General features: G+C 40.4%; 14 protein-coding genes and 1 tRNA gene. 7 read left to right on the top strand and 8 right to left on the bottom strand.

The window, feature by feature from the left end; all coding sequences use genetic code 11:
• The first annotated feature begins 194 nt into the window (after nucleotides 1-194).
• Together FHT21_RS01745 and FHT21_RS01740 are read left to right on the top strand one after the other, a co-directional pair.
• Nucleotides 195-2555 (top strand): mechanosensitive ion channel domain-containing protein, encoded by a 2361-nt coding sequence (locus FHT21_RS01745; RefSeq protein ID WP_167293081.1) that lies wholly within the window; start codon nucleotides 195-197, stop codon nucleotides 2553-2555.
• Nucleotides 2556-2566: 11 nt separating this feature from the next.
• Nucleotides 2567-3394, top strand: coding sequence for an MOSC N-terminal beta barrel domain-containing protein (locus tag FHT21_RS01740; RefSeq protein WP_167293080.1), 828 nt, complete (start codon nucleotides 2567-2569; stop codon nucleotides 3392-3394).
• 84 nt (nucleotides 3395-3478) lie between these two features.
• On the opposite strand, the gene FHT21_RS01735 is transcribed toward FHT21_RS01740, so the two are convergent.
• The 8 genes from FHT21_RS01735 to FHT21_RS01700 form a co-directional block, all read right to left on the bottom strand.
• A complete protein-coding gene (locus tag FHT21_RS01735) occupies nucleotides 3479-4027 on the bottom strand; it encodes a GNAT family N-acetyltransferase (RefSeq protein WP_167293079.1) in 549 nt (182 codons plus the stop codon).
• Nucleotides 4028-4464: 437 nt separating this feature from the next.
• Entirely contained in the window at nucleotides 4465-6318 is a 1854-nt protein-coding gene (locus tag FHT21_RS01730; RefSeq protein ID WP_167293078.1) for a sugar-binding domain-containing protein, read from the bottom strand.
• Nucleotides 6319-6515: 197 nt separating this feature from the next.
• Complete coding sequence (locus tag FHT21_RS01725; RefSeq protein WP_167293077.1) at nucleotides 6516-7595, bottom strand: cellulase family glycosylhydrolase; 1080 nt, start codon at nucleotides 7593-7595, stop codon at nucleotides 6516-6518.
• A gap of 16 nt (nucleotides 7596-7611) precedes the next feature.
• Nucleotides 7612-8652 (bottom strand): glycoside hydrolase family 43 protein, encoded by a 1041-nt coding sequence (locus FHT21_RS01720; RefSeq protein WP_167293076.1) that lies wholly within the window; start codon nucleotides 8650-8652, stop codon nucleotides 7612-7614.
• A 114-nt stretch (nucleotides 8653-8766) separates the two neighbouring features.
• Nucleotides 8767-9738 (bottom strand): glycoside hydrolase family 43 protein, encoded by a 972-nt coding sequence (locus FHT21_RS01715; protein WP_167293075.1) that lies wholly within the window; start codon nucleotides 9736-9738, stop codon nucleotides 8767-8769.
• Nucleotides 9739-10104: 366 nt separating this feature from the next.
• The gene (locus tag FHT21_RS01710; RefSeq protein WP_167293074.1) at nucleotides 10105-10806 is read right to left on the bottom strand and encodes a DUF3823 domain-containing protein; all 702 of its coding nucleotides are present in this window, start codon (nucleotides 10804-10806) and stop codon (nucleotides 10105-10107) included.
• 12 nt (nucleotides 10807-10818) lie between these two features.
• Nucleotides 10819-12723, bottom strand: coding sequence for a RagB/SusD family nutrient uptake outer membrane protein (locus FHT21_RS01705; RefSeq protein WP_167293073.1), 1905 nt, complete (start codon nucleotides 12721-12723; stop codon nucleotides 10819-10821).
• Nucleotides 12724-12742: 19 nt separating this feature from the next.
• Entirely contained in the window at nucleotides 12743-15946 is a 3204-nt protein-coding gene (locus tag FHT21_RS01700) for a TonB-dependent receptor (protein WP_243853827.1), read from the bottom strand.
• 1142 nt (nucleotides 15947-17088) lie between these two features.
• On the opposite strand from FHT21_RS01700, the gene FHT21_RS01695 reads away from it, so the two are divergent.
• The 5 genes from FHT21_RS01695 (at nucleotide 17089) to FHT21_RS01675 (ending at nucleotide 23449) form a co-directional block, all read left to right on the top strand.
• Nucleotides 17089-20259, top strand: a complete 3171-nt coding sequence (locus FHT21_RS01695; RefSeq protein ID WP_167293072.1) for a sensor histidine kinase — start codon at nucleotides 17089-17091, stop codon at nucleotides 20257-20259.
• The gene (locus FHT21_RS01690) at nucleotides 20244-21068 is read left to right on the top strand and encodes a response regulator (RefSeq protein ID WP_167293071.1); all 825 of its coding nucleotides are present in this window, start codon (nucleotides 20244-20246) and stop codon (nucleotides 21066-21068) included. The genes FHT21_RS01695 and FHT21_RS01690 overlap by 16 nt, the downstream gene beginning before the upstream one ends.
• A gap of 69 nt (nucleotides 21069-21137) precedes the next feature.
• The gene (locus FHT21_RS01685; protein ID WP_167293070.1) at nucleotides 21138-21584 is read left to right on the top strand and encodes a DoxX family protein; all 447 of its coding nucleotides are present in this window, start codon (nucleotides 21138-21140) and stop codon (nucleotides 21582-21584) included.
• 172 nt (nucleotides 21585-21756) lie between these two features.
• Nucleotides 21757-21841 (top strand) — tRNA-Ser (locus FHT21_RS01680).
• A gap of 291 nt (nucleotides 21842-22132) precedes the next feature.
• Nucleotides 22133-23449 (top strand): AAA family ATPase, encoded by a 1317-nt coding sequence (locus FHT21_RS01675; RefSeq protein WP_167293069.1) that lies wholly within the window; start codon nucleotides 22133-22135, stop codon nucleotides 23447-23449.
• The last annotated feature ends 8 nt before the right edge of the window (nucleotides 23450-23457 follow it).

The raw sequence follows: 23457 nt of genomic DNA, 5'->3' as shown, positions 1-23457 counted from the left end.
TGTGATCCCATTCAAACTTGTCATGTTGTTCAAAGGACTCCTATGGAGAGCTTGTCGAAGCGCTTTAGGGGAATTTAACCAGTTCCATCCACAGTCATGTAGTACCTGCGTTCTGATTAAAAAATGAATCCTAATGCCTATTTTTGAAAACCCGTATTCCCATAAAGGATAATATTCAATACGGCTTAAGCTCAATGATAACACGAAATTCTTTTTACCCAGCTATCCGGAACGTTATATCTTTACTCTTTATCCTATTTTTTTCTGGCCATGTGTTTGCGCAAAAAGATAAACCTGCATATAAAGGTCAGGATGTATCTATTCTCGCCGATTCTGCTACGTTAACCAAGGGTGATTATCTCGCACACCTGGAAAAAGTATTTGAAACCGTTAATAAAGTTCCGGTAACTGTTGGTTCGTTTAAGAAACTTAAGCCTATAGCAGCGCATTTAACTCAGGATGAAGCAGCATTGGCACTGCTTAAAAGTCGGTTAACACAGGGCGATAGGTCTCCAAATCTGCAAAACCTGCAGATGGACCAAACCCTGCTGGAAGAATTACAGCACAATAACAAAGATTGTTTATCAGACCTTGATGAGTATGAAAAGGAGCTACGTGCTTTAAAAACCGAAATCCTTAATCTTCGTAAAGATACCGTATTGATTAAATTGTTTACCGTTCCTGCGGTACAGGTTATGTTTAAAAGTGAATTTGCAGAGCTAAAGAAGAAACGTATAATGATGGATAGCCTGCTGAAAACGACTACCTTATCTATCAATAACCTGCAGGCCAGAACTTCTTCTAACCTGATCAATATTAAAGAGCTCATGTACCTTACCGATAGCCAACTCGAGGCGGTAAGCATTAAAGCTTTTGGTAAAGAGCGCCGTTATTTATGGGAATCGGTAAACAAACGGGCCAATAGAAGCATGGGTTTCCGTAGGTTTATTAAAGGAGAGCAAGAAATATCTGGTTATTATTTTGTGTACACCAGGAGCAGCCGGTTGTTATTGCTTTTTACCTGCACCATATTTTTCTTTTGGGTGTTCTTCAATTTTAGAAGTGTAAAACAGCGGGGCCGTTTAGAAACACTTGATGGCTTTTCACTCATCAGTCCGCAGCCTTATTTAATTACCTTTATCATGCTCTTTGCACTGGCGCCTATTTTCGATTTGAGGGCACCTGCACTTTACATAGAAGCGGTAGAGGTTATACTCGCCATTTTGCTTACTGTATTTTTCCGTAAAAAGCTAAAATCAAAGCTGTTTTACTATTGGTGCATCTTTGTAATACTCCTTCTTGCCCCGGTTTTCTTACGTCTTTTGGGTATGCCACCTAGATACCAGCGCTGGCTGCTTTTGTTCCTAACCACCAGTTCAGTTGCCTATGGCATTATGGTATGGAAAATACTCGATGAAAAAACCAAAAGATACAAAATGATCCTTACCACGGGTTTTATTTATGTTGGCTTTGCTATTATCGCCACGTTTTGTAATCTATTTGGCCGCTTTACCCTTACGCAGATTTTTTATTCAACCGGGGTAAGCTCCCTTTTAAATGCCATATCGCTAACCATCCTGGCCAAAGTATTGGTAGAAGCTTTTTTACTACAGATGAAAAGCAGCCGGATCCGTAAGGGATTTCCGGAGTATTTTGATTGGCAACCTGTAATTACCGGACTTAAAAGGCTTACGGGCATTGGTGCTACCATCATCTGGTTTGTGATATTTACCACCAACCTGAATATTTTTAATGGGCTCTACGAATCGGTAATGGAAATTCTGACTGAAAAAAGAACTATAGGCAGTTTCTCCTTTACCTTTGGCGGCATTGTATTATTCTTGGGCATCATTTGGATTGCCAACTTTTTGCAGAAATATATTGCTTATTTCTTTGGCGATACAGGAGATGATAGTTTTGACGATAACAAAGGAGAACGGTCTAAATTACTCGTAACCCGTTTGGTGTTATTAATTGGCGGCTTTTTAATCGCTGTTGCTGCCTCCGGGTTGCCAATCGATAAAATTACGGTTATCCTCGGTGCATTGGGTGTTGGAATTGGATTGGGCTTACAGAACATCGTAAGCAATTTTGTATCAGGGATTATCCTTATTTTTGATAAAACCATCCGCATAGGCGATATTGTAGAACTGAGCAATAAAAAAGGAAGGGTAAAGGAAATCGGCGTACGCTCCAGTACCTTACTTAGCGACGAAGGCGCTGAAATTATTATCCCCAACGGTTCCATTTTATCTAACAATATCATCAACTGGACATTGAGCAACAACCAGATGCGGGTAGATATTTCTTTATTGATTGCAAAACCTTTTAATTCTACCGAAGTGGTTGGTCTGATCAGAGAAATTATTGTAGAGAACAGTAACGTTTTTATCAGCAAAGAACCTATTATTATGATCAGTCCGGTGAGTAAACTCAACAGTACCATCAATATTTATTTCTGGTGCAAGGATATATCGAAAGCCGATTTGACACGGAGTATGATTAATGCGCAGATATTTGAGGTATTTGAACAGAAGAACATAGAAATTTTATAATTGGAGATAACATGAATAAGTTTGTCCTTTCTGAAATAAACATCTATCCCATTAAATCACTGGGTGGAATACGGCTTGAAAAAGCACAGCTTGAAGAAAGGGGCCTCCAATACGACAGAAGATGGATGCTTGTTGACGAGGAAGGCACATTTATTACCCAACGGAAACATTTTGAACTGGCCCTGTTACTGGTAAATATTGCCGATGGTAAACTAAGCGTTTCTCATAAAACATTGCCTGAGCAAAACATATCCTTTTCTTTAGATGAAGATACCGGAGAACAGATTTCAGTTGTAATCTGGAATGACACTGCTACGGCGCTTGAAGTAAATAAAACGGTAAGCCATTGGTTTTCTGATTTCCTGAAGTTTAAAGTTAGATTGGTAAAAATGCCTTTAACTGAAAAGAGATTGGTAGACCGGGATTATGCTTCGAATGATGAAATCGTGAGCTTTGCTGATGGATATCCTTGCCTGATCATAGGCCAGTCTTCGCTTAACGGACTGAATGAAAAGCTTGCGGAACCCATTCTTATGGACCGTTTCCGCCCAAATTTTGTTTTTACGGGAGGAGAGCCACATATTGAGGACAGCTTTAAAGATTTCTACATCGGCGAAGTTTTATTTTCAGCCGTAAAACCATGTGCGAGGTGTGTACTCATTACAATTGACCAACAAACCGGCGAGAAAGGACAGGAACCATTAAGAACATTGGCCAGCTATCGTACAGTTGGCAAAAAAATCATGTTCGGCCAGAACCTGCTTCACCATCACTTAGGTAGCATACAAGTTGGTGATGAGTTGAAAGTTAAAAACTGGAAAAGCATTAACCCTTTTTAAAAAGCCTTATTTACTTTTTGTCTATTTTTATGTGCTGCAAACTGTTTTAGCTTTTCCAGTAAACGTATTCAGATGTCTTCTATATTATTTAGTTCCTGAAGTAAGTATATAGCAAAGCATACCTGGAACATCGATATGTGTATTTTGATAATCTTCTGATGCAATTTCAAATCCCATTTTTTCCAGTAATTTTATAGAAGGTGGGTTGTCGATGGATGGAAAAGCCACAATGGTTTTAATACCAATTACCTCAAATGCATACTTGAGGATACGGGTAATAGTTTCTACCATTATACCTTTACCTTGAAACTCGGGAAGCAACTCATATCCCATTTCCGCGGTCTCGTTCTGGATATCAAAATTCCAAAGGCATGCTGCACCTATCATGGCATGATCACCTTTGTAAGAAGCAACCCAGTATATAGATTCATCATTATTGATTAGCTTATCAATTTTATTGATGTATGCAATGGCTTCGTTAACATGAAGAAAGGGAGCTTTACCTGTTAAAGCGGCTACTTCAACATCCGAACGCAATTGATAAATTACAGGAGCATCTTCCAACGAAAGTTTGCGAAGAACCAATCTATCGGTTTCGAGTACAGGGAAAGTAGAAAAATCGAGTGGTTTCATCTGGTTAACTTAAGGAAGAATTGATGCAGTCAAGATTATTGGCTAGCTGAAGATAACGATTTTTTTATGTGAATTAAAGTTTCTCGATCAGTGTAAGGCCAATACAACTAATACCACTTGGAGGTACTTGCTGGCAGGCAACATCGGCCGAAGTTAACCTAAATTAAACTCAAAATGAACCCTGGCTTTACCTTTTAGGTAATGAATGAGGTAAGGCCAGGGTAAAGAATTGGTAAGCTAAGGGTTAACCTGGGGTTAACTTGGTGTACAGAAAAGGTAAACAAAAGGTACAGAAAGGGTAAAGAATAGGTAGAGAAGGGTAAACAAGGGGGTAGAGAAAGGTAAACAAAACTCCGCTGCCAGCCATTTGCTAAAAAAATCATTAGCCCGGATTGATACATAGGCTAATGATTTAGCGATTTACAGATTGATACTGCTTATTGCTTTACCTGCACATTTATCTGGTAAAGCTTATCGTGCAAAGCTTTCATCTGCGCTTCCGAAAATTTGATATCTTTTCTATCATAGGTCATCAAACCATTGGTTTCTACTTCAACATCGGTAGTTTGGGTATAAACACCGGCAGAAAGGCCTAACGGGATTAATTCTGCCAAACGTTTCGTAAACTCGGCATATTTATTAAACAGATCGGTTTTGTTTTTAAAACTCTGGTAACCCCAGTTATTTTTCTGCTGCCAAACGTGGCCGTCAATGGGCAGACCAAGCCCACCAAACTCGCCAAGCACAAGGGCATAATCTTTTCCAAAATAATCAGGACTCGGCATAGCCGGATGCGGGTAATTGTGCAGGTCGATAATATCACCTACCGGATAAAAATTACCCCCACTGGCCGTATTCACTAACCTTGAAGGATCTTTTTCTTTTGTCCATTTGGCAATTTCTACGGTTTTAAACTGGCCCCAAGCCTCGTTAAAAGGTGTCCACACCACAATTGAAGGCGCATTATAAAGTGCATCGATAATGGCATTCCACTCTTTTTTGTAATATCCTTCAGATTCGGCACTTCTGTTTTTATCTGATCCATGGTCTAAAATACCAGGACGGTTTTCCCAGCCGTTACCCAGGTCGCCGCTTGGCATATCCTGCCAAACCAGCATACCGGCTTTATCGCAGTAATAATACCAACGTGCGGGTTCTACTTTAATGTGTTTTCTGATCATGTTAAAACCCATTTCTTTGGTTTTATCTATATCGAACTTCAAAGCTGCATCTGTTGGCGCAGTATAAAGCCCATCTGGCCACCAGCCCTGATCTAAGGGACCATACTGAAAAACAAATTCATTGTTTAACAACATGCGCTGAATACCGTTCTGATCTTTGCCTATGGAGGTTTTGCGCATGGCAAAATAACTTTTCACCTCATCAACCTTTTTATTTTTAGCAATCAGCTCAACTTTCAGGTCGTATAAAAATGGATTTTTAGGATTCCAAAGTTTCGGGTTTGCAATTTTTAAACTGATTGCACCAGTTCCATCTCCCGTCTGTTCAGCCACTTTGGTTTTACCATCCCATGCCGAAACCTTAACCTGATCTCCTGTACCGGCACCCGTTAAAAATGGGGTAACCGTTACGGTTTGCTCATCGATATCAGGCGTTACTTTAATGTGATCGATATGTGCTTTATTTACCGCCTCGATCCATACGGTCTGCCAGATGCCGGTTACCGGGGTATACCAGATACCTTCTGGTTTTTTAACCTGTTTTCCCCTTGGTTGAGGCCCCTCATCTGTCGGGTCCCAAACTTGTACGGTTAAAGTCTGGTTTCCACTCTTGTTTAAAAACGGCGTGATATTAAAACTGAAAGGATCGAAACCACCTTCATGTTTACCTACCGTTTTACCGTTAATGCTCACCGTACTTCTCCAGTCAACCGCACCAAAATGAAGCAAAATTTCTTTGCTTTTCATATTTGCAGGTACAGTAAAGCTGGTTTGGTACCAGAGCAGGCTATCTTTACCAACCGTTTTGCCAACACCCGAAAGTGAAGACTCTACCGCAAAAGGCACAAGGATTTTACCCTGGTTGATTTCAGGCTGTTGTGATTTTCCGGAGATGGCATAATCCCAAAGCCCGTTCAGGTTTTTCCAGTTACCAACACGCTCGAACTGTGGGCGTGGATATTCTGGTAATACATTTTTAGGATTAAGGTCCTGGGCCCATGGTGAAGAGATTTTCCCTTTTACCATCAACCACGATTTGTCTTGCTGCTGTGCAGAAAGGGAAAGCGAGAGTCCCAGCAGCGAGAAAAGGATGGATACTTTTTTGTTCATTGGTTTAAATTTGTGTGTTAAAGTTGGAGTTTGCTAGCACTATCAATTAGAGTCAGTTTGTCCAAAAGACTCCTTCGGAGAACTTGTCGAAGACCTGCGCTATAGAAAAACAAAAAAGGATTGTCCTTCGACAGGCTCAGGATGACATTTTTTTCATCAAATAATAGCACTAAGATTTTCCCTGACCAGAATATGATTTATTTGTTGTTGAGTTTTTTAATCAGGTTAACCTCATCCAGGCGGTATGGGGTGCCATCGGGCTGAAAGATTTCGTGGAACCACTCAATCGGATCAGATCCATCGGCAAGCGGGGTATCCCAGGCATATTTGGTATTGGTTTTACCCGCAGCAAAACCCCAGTTAATGGCACCAACGTTTTCGTTCTTTAACATCGGCAAAATGTTGGAGAAACGGCTGTTACGCGATCTGGCCATATATTCGGTACAGATTAATGGCCGGCCACTGGCTTTTAACAGATCGATGGTTCTTTGGTGCCAATCTGGTGCCTCATAGTTATGGTAGGTTACAATATCTGAGTTAGCCAGCTGTATTTCATTAAGCTTTTCGAAACCCCAGCTCCACAATCCGATAGAAATAGGCTGATCGGGATTAACCGACCTTGCCCAACTTATGGTTTTGGTTAACAAAGGGATGGTGGCTTCTAACTTTCCGCTGTTTCCAGGTTCGTTGTATAAATCCCAAAGTAAAATTCTTTTATCGTGTGCAAAATGAGTAAGTACATCTTTCACATATTTTTCCAACTCAGGAAAATTGGCTTCTTCTCTAAAAGCCGGATCGCCGGGATCTTGCAACCAGCCCGAATTGTGAACACCCGTTTTAGGCTCGGGCTGTTTACCAATTGCCGAAGTTTTATTCCAGCAATCGTCGAAAAAGACAAACATTGGTTTAATACCATGTTTTTGGGTAATGGTTAAAAATTGATCCATTCTCTTCTTAAAACCTTCAGGATCCTGGCTCCAGGCTTTACTGAACAAGAATACGCGCAGCGTATTAAAGCCAATTCCTTCTGCCCAACCCAGTTCTTTATCGATCAGATCGGGTGAAAAAGTATCGGCCTGCCACATTTCCAACTGGTTAATTGCATTGGAAGGAATATAGTTGGCACCTGTTAACCATTTATGCTCTTTATACCAGGCATTGGCTTTTTCTATTGACCAAACCTTTGCAGGTTCGGTGCTTTTTTTTGTTTTTTGTGCAAAGCCCATGCTGATGTTAAAGATCAATACAGCAAGTAGCGCATAGTTTTTTAAATTCATATCGGTATATATCTGATTATTTTTTATTGTGGTTTGATGGTGATGTTAAGCTCAGCCCTGCTTTTACGGGCGTTCCAAAATTTGGTGTACCATCGGCATTCCAGCTAAACTTTTGTGCCCGGGGCGAGCGGAAACCTCCGCAGCCCTGGCCCGGTTTATCATTGGCGTGATATAGGATCCAGTCTTCTTTGCCATCCGGCGATTTAAAAAATGAGTTGTGGCCCGGCGCATAAACCCCGTCTTTTGGCGATTGCTGAAAAACAGGTTGATCTGATTTTGTCCAGGAAGCAGGGTCGAGCAGATTGCTTTTAGCCGAAGCGGAAAGCATGCCCAAAGCGTAAAAATCTGTCCAGCAGCCACTGGCTGAATAAATGACCATTATTTTATCGCCATGCAGCAAAAACTGAGGTCCTTCGTTTACATCAACATGCGCTCCTCCACCAAGGTCTCCGATTTTTTCCCAGCTAAATTTGGGTGTAGAAATCTTCACCCGTTTGCCCGCTACTGTCCAGGGGTTTTTAAGTTTGGCGATGAAAATTTCCTGCTTTCCGTTTTCATCTCCCTCCCATCCAGACCAGATCATATACAATTGGCCTTTAAAATCGATCACATCGCCATCAATGGCCCATTTATCAGTCGGATCAGCAATTTTGCCTTTAAATACCCACTCGCCTTTCATCGGATCGGCAGAAGCATTTTCCAAAACATACATGCGGTGGTTTTCGTTTTTTCCATCATCGGCGGCAAAGTAGGCGTACCATTTACCCCTTAAAAACATCACTTCTGGTGCCCAGATTTCTTTACTGTACAGGGTGCCTGCAGGCGCACGCCAAATGGTTTTGCGCTCCGCGTCTTTTAAGCCGTCTAAAGTTTTGGTTTTCCAAAGATCTACCCGGTTTCCGGTGGTGTGGGTATAATAGTAATAACCGTCTTTATAATAACTATAAGGATCGGCACCCGATGGTAATAAAGGATTGGTAAATGTTTGTGCATATAAGCCTGCTACCTGTAACAGGCACAAAACGGCAAGCAGATATTTTATTTTCAAAGTAATCATTTTTAAAATCTTGTATTTTATATTCTTCAATAAGCGGTATTCGTTAATGTTTAAAAAAAGAAATTTCTTCTCTTAAATCCGCTCAATTTTATCTCAATATTTCTACAAATGCAATCAATTAATCTTTGCTGCACTTTGTATTAAAAACCTAAAACTTTCGGGGTCGATCTGCATACGAAAATGCCCATTTTTGTCTTTTATAAAGGCCGCTTTGATTATAGCCGTAGCCCTTGGCGATACTTTGTGATTGGAATGATGGGTATGAAAAACATATTGTAATGCTCCGTTTTTATCCATAAAGAAATCGCCGTGCCCGGTGCCGTTTATCTGCAATAACTTTTTACTGATAACCGGATTGCCTGCATATTTTAACCATGGTCCCGTAGGCGAGGCTGAAGTAGCATAACCAACCGCGTAATCAGGATTTCTAAAATCATTTGCCGAATAAAAAAGATAGTACAGTTTTTCTTTTTTAATTACCGTTGGCCCTTCGGTTACCGGCCAATCTGTTTTTGCCGTATTTTCCCAAGACTCAGTTCCTGCTAAACAAAACTTTGTTGTTCCGGGGATTACATCCGAAAAATCATCTTTCAGTTCTGCTACAAAAATCCGGTTGCCATGATCGAGTTTTATATGGTAGAGGTAGTTTTTTCCATCGGTATCGGTAAATACAAAGGGGTCAATCTGTTTCCCAGTACCAGATATTGCTTTTAATTCTTTCTGAACGAAAGGGCCCGTTGGGCTATTACTATGGGCAATGGCGATCTGCTCATCAGCGGTATAGGCCATAAAATAGGTTTTGCCGCTTTTAAATACCTGCGGCGCCCAAAAGCCCTTGCTCCCAAAGGCATCGCCTTTTTTTAATGCAAAGCCCTTATTTTCTGATTTTTTGTTCCAGGTTTTAAGGTCGCTTGACGAATAAACCAAAAAACCCTGATCGCTGCCGGTACCGTATAAATAGTAAACGCCTTTATCTAAGAAAATCGTGGGATCGGCTAAATAAAGGGTATCGTTTAATTGCTTCGCAAACACGTTACCAATAGAAAATACGAGGAAGCTTAAAAAAAAGGCAACAAGATGTTTCATTTAATAATGATTGATAAGGGTAAGATACTGATAATCTAGCATGTTAATAAGTATTTGAATGTCATACTGAAGGATAGTTTATTGCATAAAATCAATATAATTGACATGGTTTTAAGAGAATGAATAACCTCGAGGTATCGTCATTGCGAGAAGGCTTTTTCAGCCGACGAAGCAATCTTTATAGTAGAATCACTAGCACATGAAAGATTGCTTCGTCGTTCCTCCTTGCAATGACGACCCTTATATTAGAATCTGTCAATGGTGGCTTGATGAAGGAGTTGCTTAAATATATGATTAAAGCGTTTCGATAAGCTCTCCGTAGGAGTCCTTTGGACAACATGACAAATTCTATTAGACCTACCTATTTTAAAAACTTATTTTGGTTACAGGCGTGAAAATCAGGTCGTCTACTCCTGCAATTTTAACCCCTATCCGGGCAAAAACATAATTTTGCACTGGTACAATTGCAGGGATATTTACGCTCATACTTAAGTTATTGAGGTCGGCAATAGCTGCCCCGGTAAGCTGTTGTACCGCAATATTATTACCCCCATCTACAAACTGAGTTTTATTGATATACAGTGATACGCTTTCTATATCCTTTGCATTGGCATCTGTGATGATTTTTTCCAGTTTGCAGGATCCATTCACTTTTCCTGAAGCAGCCGTTAAACTAGCGTTGCGGATCATATAATAAGGTACTACTTCTATATCCATTGCCTTGCTACCACTAATATTTACGGCTATGCTATCTTGTTTACCGGTGGCATTCTTTTTCCATAAAAATGGTCCTTGGTTTGGCGAGAAAACCAATTTATAATTCCCATCAAATAACTTGGCCGAATAACGACCATCCTGACTTACATTTACCTTTAGCGCGGCATAGTTACCAAAGCCCGATTGCCAAAGTTCGAAATTTACCTGGCCGTACTGCACATTGATTGCTTCGCCCTTATACACAATCCTTCCTGTAAAATCGGCCGCAGGTGCTTCGTAATTATCCTTTTTACAAGAGGAGCATAATACGGCTATAATTGCCCATATGATGAAATAAAATCTATTTTTCATGTCTATAACTGATTATTGATTAGGGTTTCTGATAATTTTCGGGTTGCCGTTAAGTACATCCTGCCCGATTGAAGAGTAATAATTGCCAATACGGAAACGATGTGCGGCAGTAACACGACTGGGTTTAATCACTTTAAAAATATACTTCAGGTGATTGGCATTACCCGGGTTGTAGTATTTATATGGCCACAAACCAAACACCTGTGTACTGGTGCGTGTTGCGCTTCCAATATTGCTGGCATTGGTAAAATCGGCGGCTGACATGTTATTGCCATTCCATACTTTATCGGCCAGTCTCCAGCGTTTCATATCCCAAAGTTGATGACCTTCGAAAGCAAATTCTACTTTTCGTTCGTGTACAATGCGGTCGAAAGTAATATTGGCCGGACTTAATGCAGTGGTTAATCCCGCGCGGTCTCTTACCGGTTTGATATAATTGGCTGCTGTAGCGGCATCTCCTAATTCAAAAGCGGCTTCGGCAGCATTTAACAGAACCTCGGCATAACGGTAACGGATCCACCATACCTCGCTACGGGTACCAATCTGGCCTGAGCCTGTAGCCGGATCTAAATATTTACGCACATAAAAACCTGATTGTGCACTAAACTCTAGACCATCAACAGGACCATCACCGCCCACTACCTGCACCGAACCTGGGTTACCGGGAAGTACATTGCTTTTACTCTGCGCAAAATTGTCGCCCGTTACAATTGTACCATTGGCTAGTTGATAACCCGCCCAGATGTCAACCGTTTTACCTTTAAACTGTGTTCCAGGGAGAATTACCGTGCCGGCTAAACGCGCATCGCGATCGGCAAAAATATCGGTAATATTGGTATAATAAACCGGGTTTCCGTTGCCATCAACAGCAGCTAAAGAGGCATAGGTATTATCTAACTTTTCGAAAGACTGCACCAGATTTAATGAAGGGTTTAACCTGCCTCCCTGTGCTTCTTCGGCAGAAGAGCGCGGTTGGTTATCGATTGTAAAACCATGTACTTTATTGGTTTTCAATTTAAAATCTTTGGCAAATATTACCTCCGGATTGCTGCCTTTATCGGTAAAAAGGGCTGCAAAATTATCAGATAGATTTGGGTTCTTTTTGTAAAGCGAATATTTACCGCCATCGATAATTTCTTTTGCGGCATTTAGCGCTTTGGTAAAATAACCGTTAGCCATTGCAGCAGGGATGCCAACCTCTCCGCCCGGAAGGGTTAATTGGGCATTGCTATATTTTGCAATAGAACCTGCATAAAGTGCAGCTCTCGATTCCATAGCCAGGGCAGCAGCTTTTGTAGCTCTGCTCTGTATGGTTGCATTATCCGGAAGCACCGTTTTAATGGCTTCCAATTCGGCAATCACAAAATCGTAAATTTCAGATTCTTTTGCCCTTGGGTATTGCAAATAACTTGGATCCCCGCTATAATCATAAGCCAGTGGAACAGTAATCAAAGGAACACCGCCCATTCTTTTTACCATTTCGAAGTATACACCAGCTCTGATAAAACGTGCCTCAGCTAAAAAACGGTTGCGGTCTTCGGCTTTTAAAGCGGTCGCTTCCTGTCCACGCTTAATAAACAGGTTCAGGTCGTTTACCAGCCTGTAAACGCCTATATCCCAGTATCTCCATGCATCGTATCCATATTCTAAATTCTGGTGGCGAAAATAATCTCCACTTGCTGAGGCAAAACCTTCATCAAAATCGGCAAATAACCACCACGATTCGATGCGTTGAAAATCAGGGAAACGATCGTACAGATCGCCAACCACGGTAAGCACCAGATTAGGGTCTTTCCACACAGCATCAATCGGCAGGGTACTGGTTGGTTGCTTATCCAAAAATTCGGAGTCTTTTTTACACGACTGCGCAAAACTTAAACATGCAATGGCAGCGAATGCGTATATATATTTTTTCATTTGATTAGTCTTTTTCATGTTAAAGCGATAATTTAAGACCGATGTTAAAAAACTTGTTCTGCGGATATTGTAAGCCATTATCGTCGGCAATTTCAGGATCTACACCGTAGTCTTTCAGGTTATCTATCGAGAACAGATTGTATCCGTTTACATATACCCTTGCATTCTGGATCTTAATTTTTTCTGCCCATCTTTTTGGCAAGGTATAGCCAATCTCAAGTGTACGTGCCCTGAGGTACCTCACGTTGTGTAACCAAAAAGTCGAATTTCTGGTATTGTTACTATGATCGCGGTCGTTAAAACGGATTGCGGGATATTTACCCGCCACCCAGGGGCTGTTCAGGTTAAAAGGATCGGTACGATGCCAGCTGTCATCAGCAAAATTCTGCAATAAGGCTCCTCCGTTCTGGAATGCCCAGCGCTGTTCCCAGTTCTGGTTCCATGAATACATCGCTCCGCCAGAAAAATCGGCTGTAAAATCGAAGTTTTTATAAGAACCACCAATAGTAAATCCAAAACCTACATTTGGTTGCCCTGTTGTGGTATAACCTATCGGTCTTTCATCTAAACCATCAATAATCCCATCGCCATTCTGATCTTTGTAAATTAAATCGCCAGGCAATAAAGAACGGTTCCCTTTCCCATCAATATTCACTTTGTAGTTATTGATCTCATCGATACTCTGAAACTGACCGGTTACTTCATAACCCCAAAAAATGTCGGCATATCTGTCGGCACCATTACTTCTGTAATTCTCCCATGAGTTGCCAAAACGTGGCTTATATCTTTCTAAAAGTTTCTTTCTGCTAATGGAAATGTTTCCGCCCACATTGTAATTAAACTCGCCAATTTTATCCCTATAGTTTAAAGAGAATTCACCTCCAAATTGCGCGTCGCTCTCCAGGTTTTCAACATTTAAAGGATAACCCAGTTCGATAGGTACAATTACATCGTTTTTAATGGCCGGTAAACCAGAACGTTTTCTATAAAAATAATCTGCCGTTCCGGAAAGTTTATTGCCGAACATTGTAAAATCAAGGCCGATGTCGGTAATTTTGCTTTTAAACCAGCTCAGGTTATTGATAATGGGGCCTTTATCCCTCGAAGTGGTAATATTCTTTCCATCCAATATCACAGTGCCCTGATTGTAGTTATAACCCGGGATATAGGCAAAAGGATCGATACCCACATCATCATCCCCTAATACCCCATAAGAAGCACGAAGTTTCAGATCGTTTAAGATATTGCTTTCGCCCAAAAGCGATTTCATAAATTTCTCTTGCGTAATTCTCCACCCAATTGATGCTGAAGGGAAATAACCTACACGCCTGTCTGGCGCAAATTTCCAAGAAGCATCTCTACGACCGGAAAGCTCCAGGTAATATTTATTGTCGTAGTTGTAATTTAGCCTTCCCACATAGCCAATACGGGCCTGTTCTTCCTGTATATCAGCAAAATCCTGTCCGTCCATATCGGCAAACTGCAGCACGGGCAAAATATTAGTCTGTGGTACAGCATGCTGAAAGGTATAGGTTCTAAAACGGTCTAAACGCTCGGCCACCAATACCCCGCCAACGGTATGTTTACCAAAAGTGCGGTTATAATTAGCCTGGAGCTGATAGGTATTGGTGTATACTTTTTCGTTTCTACGCTCTCTGTAAGGATTTGAACTGCCTACTTTTTCTTCATAAACACCAGTTTCCGGGTGATAGGTATATACATTATAGGTATACTCATGCCCATTGATTACGTTATCGGCAATGTAATAAGAATATAAACCTTTTATTTCCAAGCCTTTTATGGGCGTTTCGTAAGAGGCTGATAAATTGGTTTGCAAAACCCTCCAGTCTGATTTCCAGTATCCGGTTAAAGCTTTACTCTGTACGGCAAACTGCTCGGTATTGTGCCCAATATCGTTCGGGTAATTTGGATTGCCATTGGCATAAGCCTGTTCAGTTGGCCTGTTTCTCAATAGGGCAAAACGGGCAGCCCAGTAATCATCTCCACCTGGTACGCCTGGCTGATCGCGACTTTCGATACGACCATTAATCAGCATACCTACCTTAAAACGATCGGTTATTTTAGCTTCGATATTACTTTGGATATTGGTCCGGTTGAAATCGAATTCCCTTGCTGTGCCGTATACGCCTTTCTGATCTAAACGGGTAGCAGAAAAGTAATAGTTTACCCGGTCGCTTCCTCCCGAGGCACTTAAATTCACAGAAGTTTGTGGGGCGTTTGGCGCAATGATAATGTCTTTCCAGTTCTGGCTCTGATAACCATATTCTGTACCCGCTTTCCATTTATCCAACTCGGCCTGTGTAATATCTGTTCTTCCATTCTGGTTCATTTCTGCTGTGGCTTTACCTAACATCCATTGATAGGCATCAGTTGTTTCGGGAAACCGTACCCAATTTTGCCAGCCGGTATAAGCATCAACGCTAAAGGTATTACGCGTACTGTTTTTACCCCTTTTGGTGGTCACCAAAATTACACCGTTTGATGCCCTGCTGCCATAAATAGCAGCCGATGCATCTTTAAGCACGCTGATACTTTCGATATCGTTAGGTGAGATATTATTAAACTGCCCGGCATCTTGTTGAATACCATCGATCACATAAAGCGGGTTACCCATGTTACGGATCTGGATATTGGCACTGGAGCCTGGTCTTCCATCAGGCATCCTGAAAGATACACCAGGTAACTTTCCGGCTAAACCAGTACTTACGGTAGAACCGCCATGCACTTTTTCAAGGTCTTTGCTGCTAATTGATGAAATGGCCCCTGTTATGGCCTCCTTTTTCTGCGTATTGTACCCCACTACAACAACTTCTGATAAATCGTTATCAGATGGCTTGAGTTTAACATTAATTTGCGTACGGCCGGCCAATGCAACTTCCTGGTTGATATAGCCTACATAAATAAAAATCAGCGTAGCATTTTTATCGCTTACCTGAATTCTGAATTTTCCGTCGCCATCTGTTGTTACTCCGGTGTTAGTACCTTTAACTTTAACACTGGCGCCAACAACTGTTTCTCCTTTTTCGTCGGTTACTGTTCCGGTAACAGCCGTTTGTTCCTGGGCACTAAGCTGAAAGGAAAGTAAGATTAGGGTGATGGAAGTAAAAATAACGGAGAGGACTTTGCGTTTCAAAAACATTTTTTGAAGCGGGCACCAATCCAGGCAGACAAAGCCACCATAAGAGAATAAACTTCTTTTCATATTAGGTTAGGGATTTGGTTAGTTAAAGAGGTAAATGGATTTAGTTCTATTTAATTCTTATCCAAAGATTCGGTTTTTAGCTTTTCAGAGGGATACGCATTTGTATCAATCTTTCTTCATTTTGTCTCGATTTGTATTGGAGGAGTCTGTTTAACCACAGCGGCTCAGAAACGTTGAATAGTTTGTCGTTTACAAACGATAAAATCGTTTATCTATTTAAGCACTCGTTAGGAAACGAGCCCAAGCAATTACGCGCAAAGTCTTAATGCAGTAGCTTTGCGTTAGGGATTGTAAGGGTTCAGTACCGATCCTTCATCGGTACCGGAGCGAAGCGCAGCCCTGCAAAGCCCGACCTTTGCGCAGCTTAGGTAACGCCCAGATTAGTCTGCAATTGGCAGTTGGCAGTTTCCAGTTCTATAAAAAAGAGTAACACTTAGATTAGCTTGCAATTGGCAATTGACAGTTTTCAGGCCTATAAAAACTGAGTTTCTGGCTAACGCTCGTTTCTAACGAGCGTTGAATAGTTTGTCGTTTACAAACGCAAACGATAAAATCGTTTATCTATTTAAGCACTCGTTAGGAAACGAGCGCAAGCAATTACGCGCAAAGTCTTAATGCAGTAGCTTCGCGTTAGGGATTGTAAGGGTTCAGTACCGATCCTTCATCGGTACCGGAGCGAAGCGCAGCCCTGCAAAGCCCGACCTTTGCGCAGCTTAGGGAACGCCCAGATTAGTCTGCAATTGGCAGTTGGCAGTTTCCAGTTCTATAAAAAAGAGTAACACTTAGATTAGTCTGCAATTGACAGTTGGCAGTTTCCAGTTCTATAAAAAAGAGTAACACTTAGATTAGTCTGCAATTGGCAGTTGGCAGTTTCCAGTTCTATAAAAAAGAGTAACACTTAGATTAGCTTGCAATTGGCAGTTGGCAGTTTCCAGTTCTATAAAAAAGAGTAACACTTAGATTAGCTTGCAATTGGCAATTGACAGTTTTCAGGCCTATAAAAACTGGGTTTCTTAAATCTTTAGGGCTTTCTCAAATAAAACTGAAATCTGTCTCAATCTTTCTACTTATCCTCTCAAATTTAAATTAACCCGAAAGCAAAGCATTTCTTTAATATATTTGATGTAACTGACCAAAATATCTTGAAAAAACTCTTCATCCTTTTATGCCTGTTGTTTTCGGTCCGCCAGCTTTGGGCGCAGCCTTATTATTTCAGGCATTATCAGGTAGAAAACGGACTTTCCAACAATACAGCATTTTGTAGTGTGCAGGATGGAAACGGCTTTATGTGGTTTGGCACAAAAGATGGCTTAAACCGCTTTGATGGTTATGCTTTTAAAACCTATCGCCACGACCCAGACCAGGCGGGCAGTTTAGGCAACGATTTAATTTATGCGCTCCACCACGATCAGGAACAAACACTTTGGGTAGGTACCAACAGCGGTGTATACCAATATAACCCTGCAAAAGAAAGCTTTGCCATTATTAAAGAAACCAAAGGGATGCGGATTATCGACCTGGCCAGCGATCAGCGCGGAAATTTATGGATCTTATCTTCATTCAAAATATATTTATATCAAAAGCGAACCAAGAAAATGCAGGCCTTTACCCATAATGCACCTTTCGATGCCTCGTTGGTAACGGTTTTAAAAGATGGTAGTGTATGGATCAGTACCGGAAAGGGAACACTGGAAAAATACAATCCCAAAGCAAATAATTTTGAGCAATTTAATATTAACGGCAAAAATGCCAAAACCGAATATGGCTGGGTATCGAGAATTGCAGAAACCGAAAACGGGAATTTACTGGCCGGTACTACCAATCAGGGCGTTAAACTCTTTAATCCGGTTACTTTAACATCAAAAAATATACTCCGGTTAAACGACGACCAAACGCCAATTTTTGTTCGAGATATCAAAAAAACAGGTCCTCATGAATTTTGGATTGCCACCGAATCGGGCATTTACATCTATAATGATAAAAATGAAGCAATTATCCACCTCAAAAAACAATATAACAATGATTATTCTTTGAGCGACAATGCCGTTTATACCATCTGCCTTGACCGTGAAGGCGGGGTTTGGACGGGCACCTATTTCGGAGGTGTAAATTACTATTCGAGCCATACTTCGCTGTTTACCAAATACTTTCCGCAAAAAGGTACAAATTCGATTAGTGGAAGCGATGTAAGGGAAATTACCAGAGATGGTAAGGGAAATTTATGGATCGGTACGGAAGATGCGGGACTGAACAAACTCGACGTAAAAACAGGTGTGTTTAAACACTTTTTACCCGACGGGAAGCCCGGAAGTATTGCCTATTCCAATATCCACGGTTTATTGGTTGATGGCAACAAACTCTGGATTGGCACTTTCGAACATGGATTGGACGTTTTAGACCTGAAAACAGAAAAGGTAATTAAACATTACCAGGCAGGTGTTGGAAATGCTTTACGCACCAACTTTATTGTTACTTTTTGTAAAACAAGATCGGGTGAAATTTTAGTAGGGACGATTAATGGGATTTACCGTTATAACCGCAAAAAAGATGATTTCGACCCGATTGCGGGTCTGCCTTTTATTTTTTACGATTCGGTTATGGAAGATAGTAAGGGCAATATCTGGGCAGGGAGCTTTAACGATGGTTTATTTCAGTTTAACTTATCCAAACCAGGTTATGTGAACTACCGAAATATTCCGACAGATGCGAAAAGTTTAAGCCATAACACGGTAAATAGTGTTTTTGAAGATAGTAAACAGCACATTTGGGTAACCACAGATGGTGGTGGGCTTTGCAGCTTTGATCAGAAAACACATCAGTTTAAGCGTTACGGTATAAAAAATGGTTTCCCCAGCAATTACCTGTTCCGTATAGAAGAAGATGCGGCCAATAAATTCTGGATTAGCAGCACCAGGGGTCTTATCCATTTCGATCCCACTACAGGTTTAAGCAAAACCTATTCTAAAGCCAACGGATTACTTACCGATCAGTTTAATTACAGTTCTGCCTACCAGGATGAGAATGGCCGAACGTATTTTGGGAGCGTAAAAGGGCTGGTCAGCTTCAATCCGGTTAATTTAAAAGCAACATCTTACCAAACCCCTGTATTTTTAACCGGGTTTCAGATCAACAGCTCAGAAATCGGTGCAAATGGGGCAGATTCTATTTCTGACAAATCTATCGTTTATGCCGATACCATCGAACTGAACTACAATCAATCTTCTTTTAGTATCGATTTTGCGGCATTAAGTTATCTATCGCCCGAAATGACGGAGTATGCTTATAAAATGACCGGGCTTTATAAAAACTGGGAATATTTAAAAACCAACAGGAAGGTTTATTTTACCAAACTTGCCCCCGGCAATTATATTTTTGAAGTGAAAGCATTGGTTGAAGGAAGTAGTACCTGGAGCACCAAAAACGTTAAACTGCTGATCAAAATACATCCCCCTTTTTACCTCAGTCCATTGGCTTATCTGCTTTATTTAATTGCTGCAGGCGGAATTGTTTTCTTTCTGGTACGCAGGTACCACCGAAAAATTGCGCTAAAAAACAGCAGGAGGATGGAAGTTTTTGAGCATGAAAAACAAAAAGAAATTTATCAGGCAAAAATCGAGTTTTTCACCAATGTTGCCCACGAAATCAGAACACCACTCACCTTGATTATCGGACCGATGGAGAAACTGATTAAACAGGCCGATGCGGTACCGGCAATAGAAAAGAATTTACGGATTATGGGCCGAAACACCGATAGATTGCTCAAATTAACCAACCAATTATTGGATTTCAGAAAAACCGAAACCAGCGAATTTTCGTTAAACTTTGTAAAGGCCGATATTTCTGAAATATTAAAAGATGTATTTCTTCAGTTCCAACCTGCTGCAGAACAGCAAGACATTACCTATAACCTCCATTTACCTGAAAAAAAACTCCATGCTTATATTGACGTAGAGGCTTTTTACAAAATGATCAGCAATTTGGTAGACAATGCCATTAAATACGGAAAAAGCACCGTACAAATCAGCTTATTACTACAGCAGGGCGATAAGTTTGCCGTGATGGTAAAAAATGATGGGAACAGAATCCCTGTAGAAATTAAGGACAAGATATTTGAACCTTTTTTTAGGGGCAAAGAAACAGAAATAAAGGCAGGAACCGGAATAGGTTTATCGATTTCAAAATCGCTTGCGCAACTGCATAGCGGGGAGCTTTATTTAGATTTTAATGATGGTGATTTTAATATATTTGTATTAGAACTGCCTATCCATCAACTTATAGAATTTAACCTGAACGGAAAATGGAAGAAATTGTAGGCACGTTTACCATAAAAGATACTGAGGATATGGAAAGATCTGTGGTGTTATTGGTTGATGATAATGAAGATATCCTTGATTTCATTTCAGATGATCTGGAAGAAAAATACCATGTTCTACAGGCCCGGAACGGCATAGAAGCCTTAGAAATATTACAGCGTGAAATTGTTCAGCTCATTATTAGCGATGTAATGATGCCCGAAATGGACGGTTTCGAATTTTGTGCGAAAGTTAAATCGACCCTGGAGTTTAGCCACATCCCCGTTATCCTGCTTACTGCAAAAAATTCGTTGCAATCTAAAATTGAGGGTTTAGAGCTGGGTGCCGATGCCTATGTAGAAAAACCCTTTTCGCCAGAATTTCTCCAGGTACAGATTTCCAGTCTGATTAAAAACAGGAACAAGATTAAGGAATATTTCTCCAGTTCGCCCCTCCTTCACCTTAAAAGTATTGCTTATTCAAAGGCAGACGAACTGTTTTTAGAAAAATTGCAGGATACCATTAATAAAAATATCAGCGATCAAGCCCTGGATGTAGAACACCTGGCAGAAAAGATGAATATGAGCCGGCCAACCTTATACCGGAAAATCAAATCTATTTCGAACCTGAGTCCGAATGAACTGATTAATTTAACGAGACTAAAAAAAGCTGCTGAACTTTTAAATGAAGGGGCATTAAAGATCTATGAAATCTCAGAAATGGTTGGTTATAGCTCTCAATCGCACTTTGGAAGAAACTTTGCCAAGCAGTTCGGCATGTCGCCAACCGACTATGTAAATAGTAAAAATACGGATAAAAAAAAGCCTTAAAATCAAACAGTTAACTTTGTTATTCTCTTATTTATTTTGTAAATTGTTCTAACCAAAAATATAGAAGTTATGAACATGCTTAAGAAAATCCAAAACTGGGGCGATCACCATCACCCAAAATGGTTAGACTATTTTAGAATCTTATTAGGCCTCATTTTAATTTGGAAGGGCATTGATTTTTATATCAACATGCAGGCATTTAGCAACCTCATGCGGGGTGCCTTTTTAGGTACTGCCATCAGCATCAGTTTACTGGCACATTTAATTATCTTAATGCACATTATCGGCGGTATGGCCATTGCTTTGGGCACATATACCCGCTTGTTCTGCCTTATTAATTTACCGATACTGATTGGGGCGGTATTCTTTGTAAATATTTCTGGTGGTATTTTTAAACCCTATTCAGAATTTTGGTTTTCGGTCTCTGTACTCATCGGGCTCGTTTGTTTCGCAATCGAAGGAAATGGAATTTTATCGGTAGATCGCGAAAAAATTTACCCTGGAGAGGCCCTTTAGTGTAAACCTGAAAGCCAAGATCGTAGCCAAAATGGCTGTTTCTGGCCATTTATTTATTTTTTTGAAAGTTTTTACGCGTGCTAACTAAATGATTAGCAACGCTTAAAATATTTATGCAAATATTTGAATGGAAATCATTTGCAGATTTGCGCCAAGTTCGTACTTTTGCAGCGGAGAGCTGGCAGAGTGGTCGAATGCGGCAGTCTTGAAAACTGTTGACTGTAACAGGTCCGGGGGTTCGAATCCCTCGCTCTCCGCAGAGCAATTTAAAGCCCAACATTGTTGGGCTTTACTATTTATAAAGATTTTGCATGAACTTTAGGTATTCTAAATCTCCCCTCATGCTATAAACGTTTTCCTAAAAAGAAATGGCACCAATGATTAACAATGCGTACACCCGTCATACTCATCGTACAATTGAAATAATTATAGTATAACCAAAAAAGATATTAAAATTGTTGCCGGGTCAAGAAAGTTTGCATAGATTTACATAGTTTAATGCCAATTATGTGATTAAAATCACATAATTGGCACTTAAGTTGTGAATTATGCAAATCAAAAGAAGTGTACAGAAAAAATTATCATCCTGGAAAACAGATCCAAACCGTAAACCACTGGTACTTCAAGGGGCAAGGCAAGTTGGTAAAACATGGCTATTGAAACATTTTGGTGCCGCCGAATTTGAGAATGTTGCGTATTTTAATTTTGAGGAACAGCCTGATCTAAAGCAATTTTTTGAAAACACCAAGGACATACAGCGCATTGTACAAAATCTATCCCTAGTCCATGGTTTGCCAATACTACCGCAGAAAACACTAATTATATTTGACGAGATACAAGAATGCAATGAAGCACTGAATACTTTAAAGTATTTCTATGAGAACGCGCCTGAATATGTGGTGGCTAGTGCAGGTTCACTACTTGGGGTTGCGATGTCAAAAGGCAATTCATTTCCGGTCGGGAAAGTTGATTTTTTACAGGTCAACCCGATCAGTTTTTCTGAATTTCTGTCTGCTGATGATCCTCAGCTTTTTGCTTATATAGAGAGTATAGATAGACTGGAGCCTATACCTGACATTTTTTTTAACCCATTGGTGGATAAATTAAAGAAATTTTTTATTTGTGGGGGAATGCCCGAAGCGGTAGTTACACTATTGGAACAACATGATGTAGAAAAAACACAGCAGGTACTGCAAAATATTGTAAATGCATACGCACTTGATTTTTCGAAATATGCAGAAAGTAAGGATGTACCTAAAATTAATCATCTTTGGGCTTCAATACCTTCACAACTGGCAAGGGATAATAAAAAATTTCTTTACCAGAGTGTAAGAACAGGTGCACGTTCAAGAGAATATGAAGATGCCTTACTTTGGCTTTCGCATGCCGGTCTGGTGCATAGGGTTTTTAAAATAAGCAAGCCAGGATTACCTATTTCTGCCTATGATGATCTTTCGGCATTTAAACTTTACTTGATTGATGTCGGTTTGTTACGTAGACTTTCACTACTAGACCCTATAGCTGTTAGAGAAGGGAATCGTTTATTTACAGAATTTAAGGGCGCACTGACCGAAAACTATATCTTACAGCACTTAATCAAAAATTTTGAAGTGCAACCTCGATACTGGACTTCTGGAAACCAGGCTGAAGTTGACTTTATTATTCAGATGAAAAATGAAATTATCCCCGTTGAGGTGAAATCTGATGAGAATGTACGTAGTAAAAGTCTTTCGATATATAATGGCCTTTATGAACCGCCAGTGCGAATAAGATATTCGCTAAAGAATCTGAAGAAAGATGATGGGTTAGTTAATATCCCCTTGTTTTTGGTCGACTACACAGAGAAATTACTTACACTTAATTAGCCGTCAAT

The organism is Pedobacter sp. SG908 (genome assembly GCF_011759615.1).
Classification (GTDB): domain Bacteria; phylum Bacteroidota; class Bacteroidia; order Sphingobacteriales; family Sphingobacteriaceae; genus Pedobacter; species Pedobacter riviphilus.
The sequence above is the reverse complement of the archived record's forward strand: the minus strand, read 5'-3'. Positions and strand labels throughout refer to the sequence as shown.

Coding starts and splice junctions, on each gene's coding strand:
- FHT21_RS01725 (WP_167293077.1), bottom strand. CDS start 7,595: ATGAATTTAAAAAACTATGCGCTACTTGCTGTATTGATCTTTAACATC.
- FHT21_RS01705 (WP_167293073.1), bottom strand. CDS start 12,723: ATGAAAAAATATATATACGCATTCGCTGCCATTGCATGTTTAAGTTTT.
- FHT21_RS01730 (WP_167293078.1), bottom strand. CDS start 6,318: ATGAACAAAAAAGTATCCATCCTTTTCTCGCTGCTGGGACTCTCGCTT.
- FHT21_RS01715 (WP_167293075.1), bottom strand. CDS start 9,738: ATGAAACATCTTGTTGCCTTTTTTTTAAGCTTCCTCGTATTTTCTATT.
- FHT21_RS01675 (WP_167293069.1), top strand. CDS start 22,133: ATGCAAATCAAAAGAAGTGTACAGAAAAAATTATCATCCTGGAAAACA.
- FHT21_RS01740 (WP_167293080.1), top strand. CDS start 2,567: ATGAATAAGTTTGTCCTTTCTGAAATAAACATCTATCCCATTAAATCA.
- FHT21_RS01735 (WP_167293079.1), bottom strand. CDS start 4,027: ATGAAACCACTCGATTTTTCTACTTTCCCTGTACTCGAAACCGATAGA.
- FHT21_RS01745 (WP_167293081.1), top strand. CDS start 195: ATGATAACACGAAATTCTTTTTACCCAGCTATCCGGAACGTTATATCT.
- FHT21_RS01690 (WP_167293071.1), top strand. CDS start 20,244: ATGGAAGAAATTGTAGGCACGTTTACCATAAAAGATACTGAGGATATG.
- FHT21_RS01685 (WP_167293070.1), top strand. CDS start 21,138: ATGAACATGCTTAAGAAAATCCAAAACTGGGGCGATCACCATCACCCA.
- FHT21_RS01710 (WP_167293074.1), bottom strand. CDS start 10,806: ATGAAAAATAGATTTTATTTCATCATATGGGCAATTATAGCCGTATTA.
- FHT21_RS01720 (WP_167293076.1), bottom strand. CDS start 8,652: ATGATTACTTTGAAAATAAAATATCTGCTTGCCGTTTTGTGCCTGTTA.
- FHT21_RS01700 (WP_243853827.1), bottom strand. CDS start 15,946: ATGAAAAGAAGTTTATTCTCTTATGGTGGCTTTGTCTGCCTGGATTGG.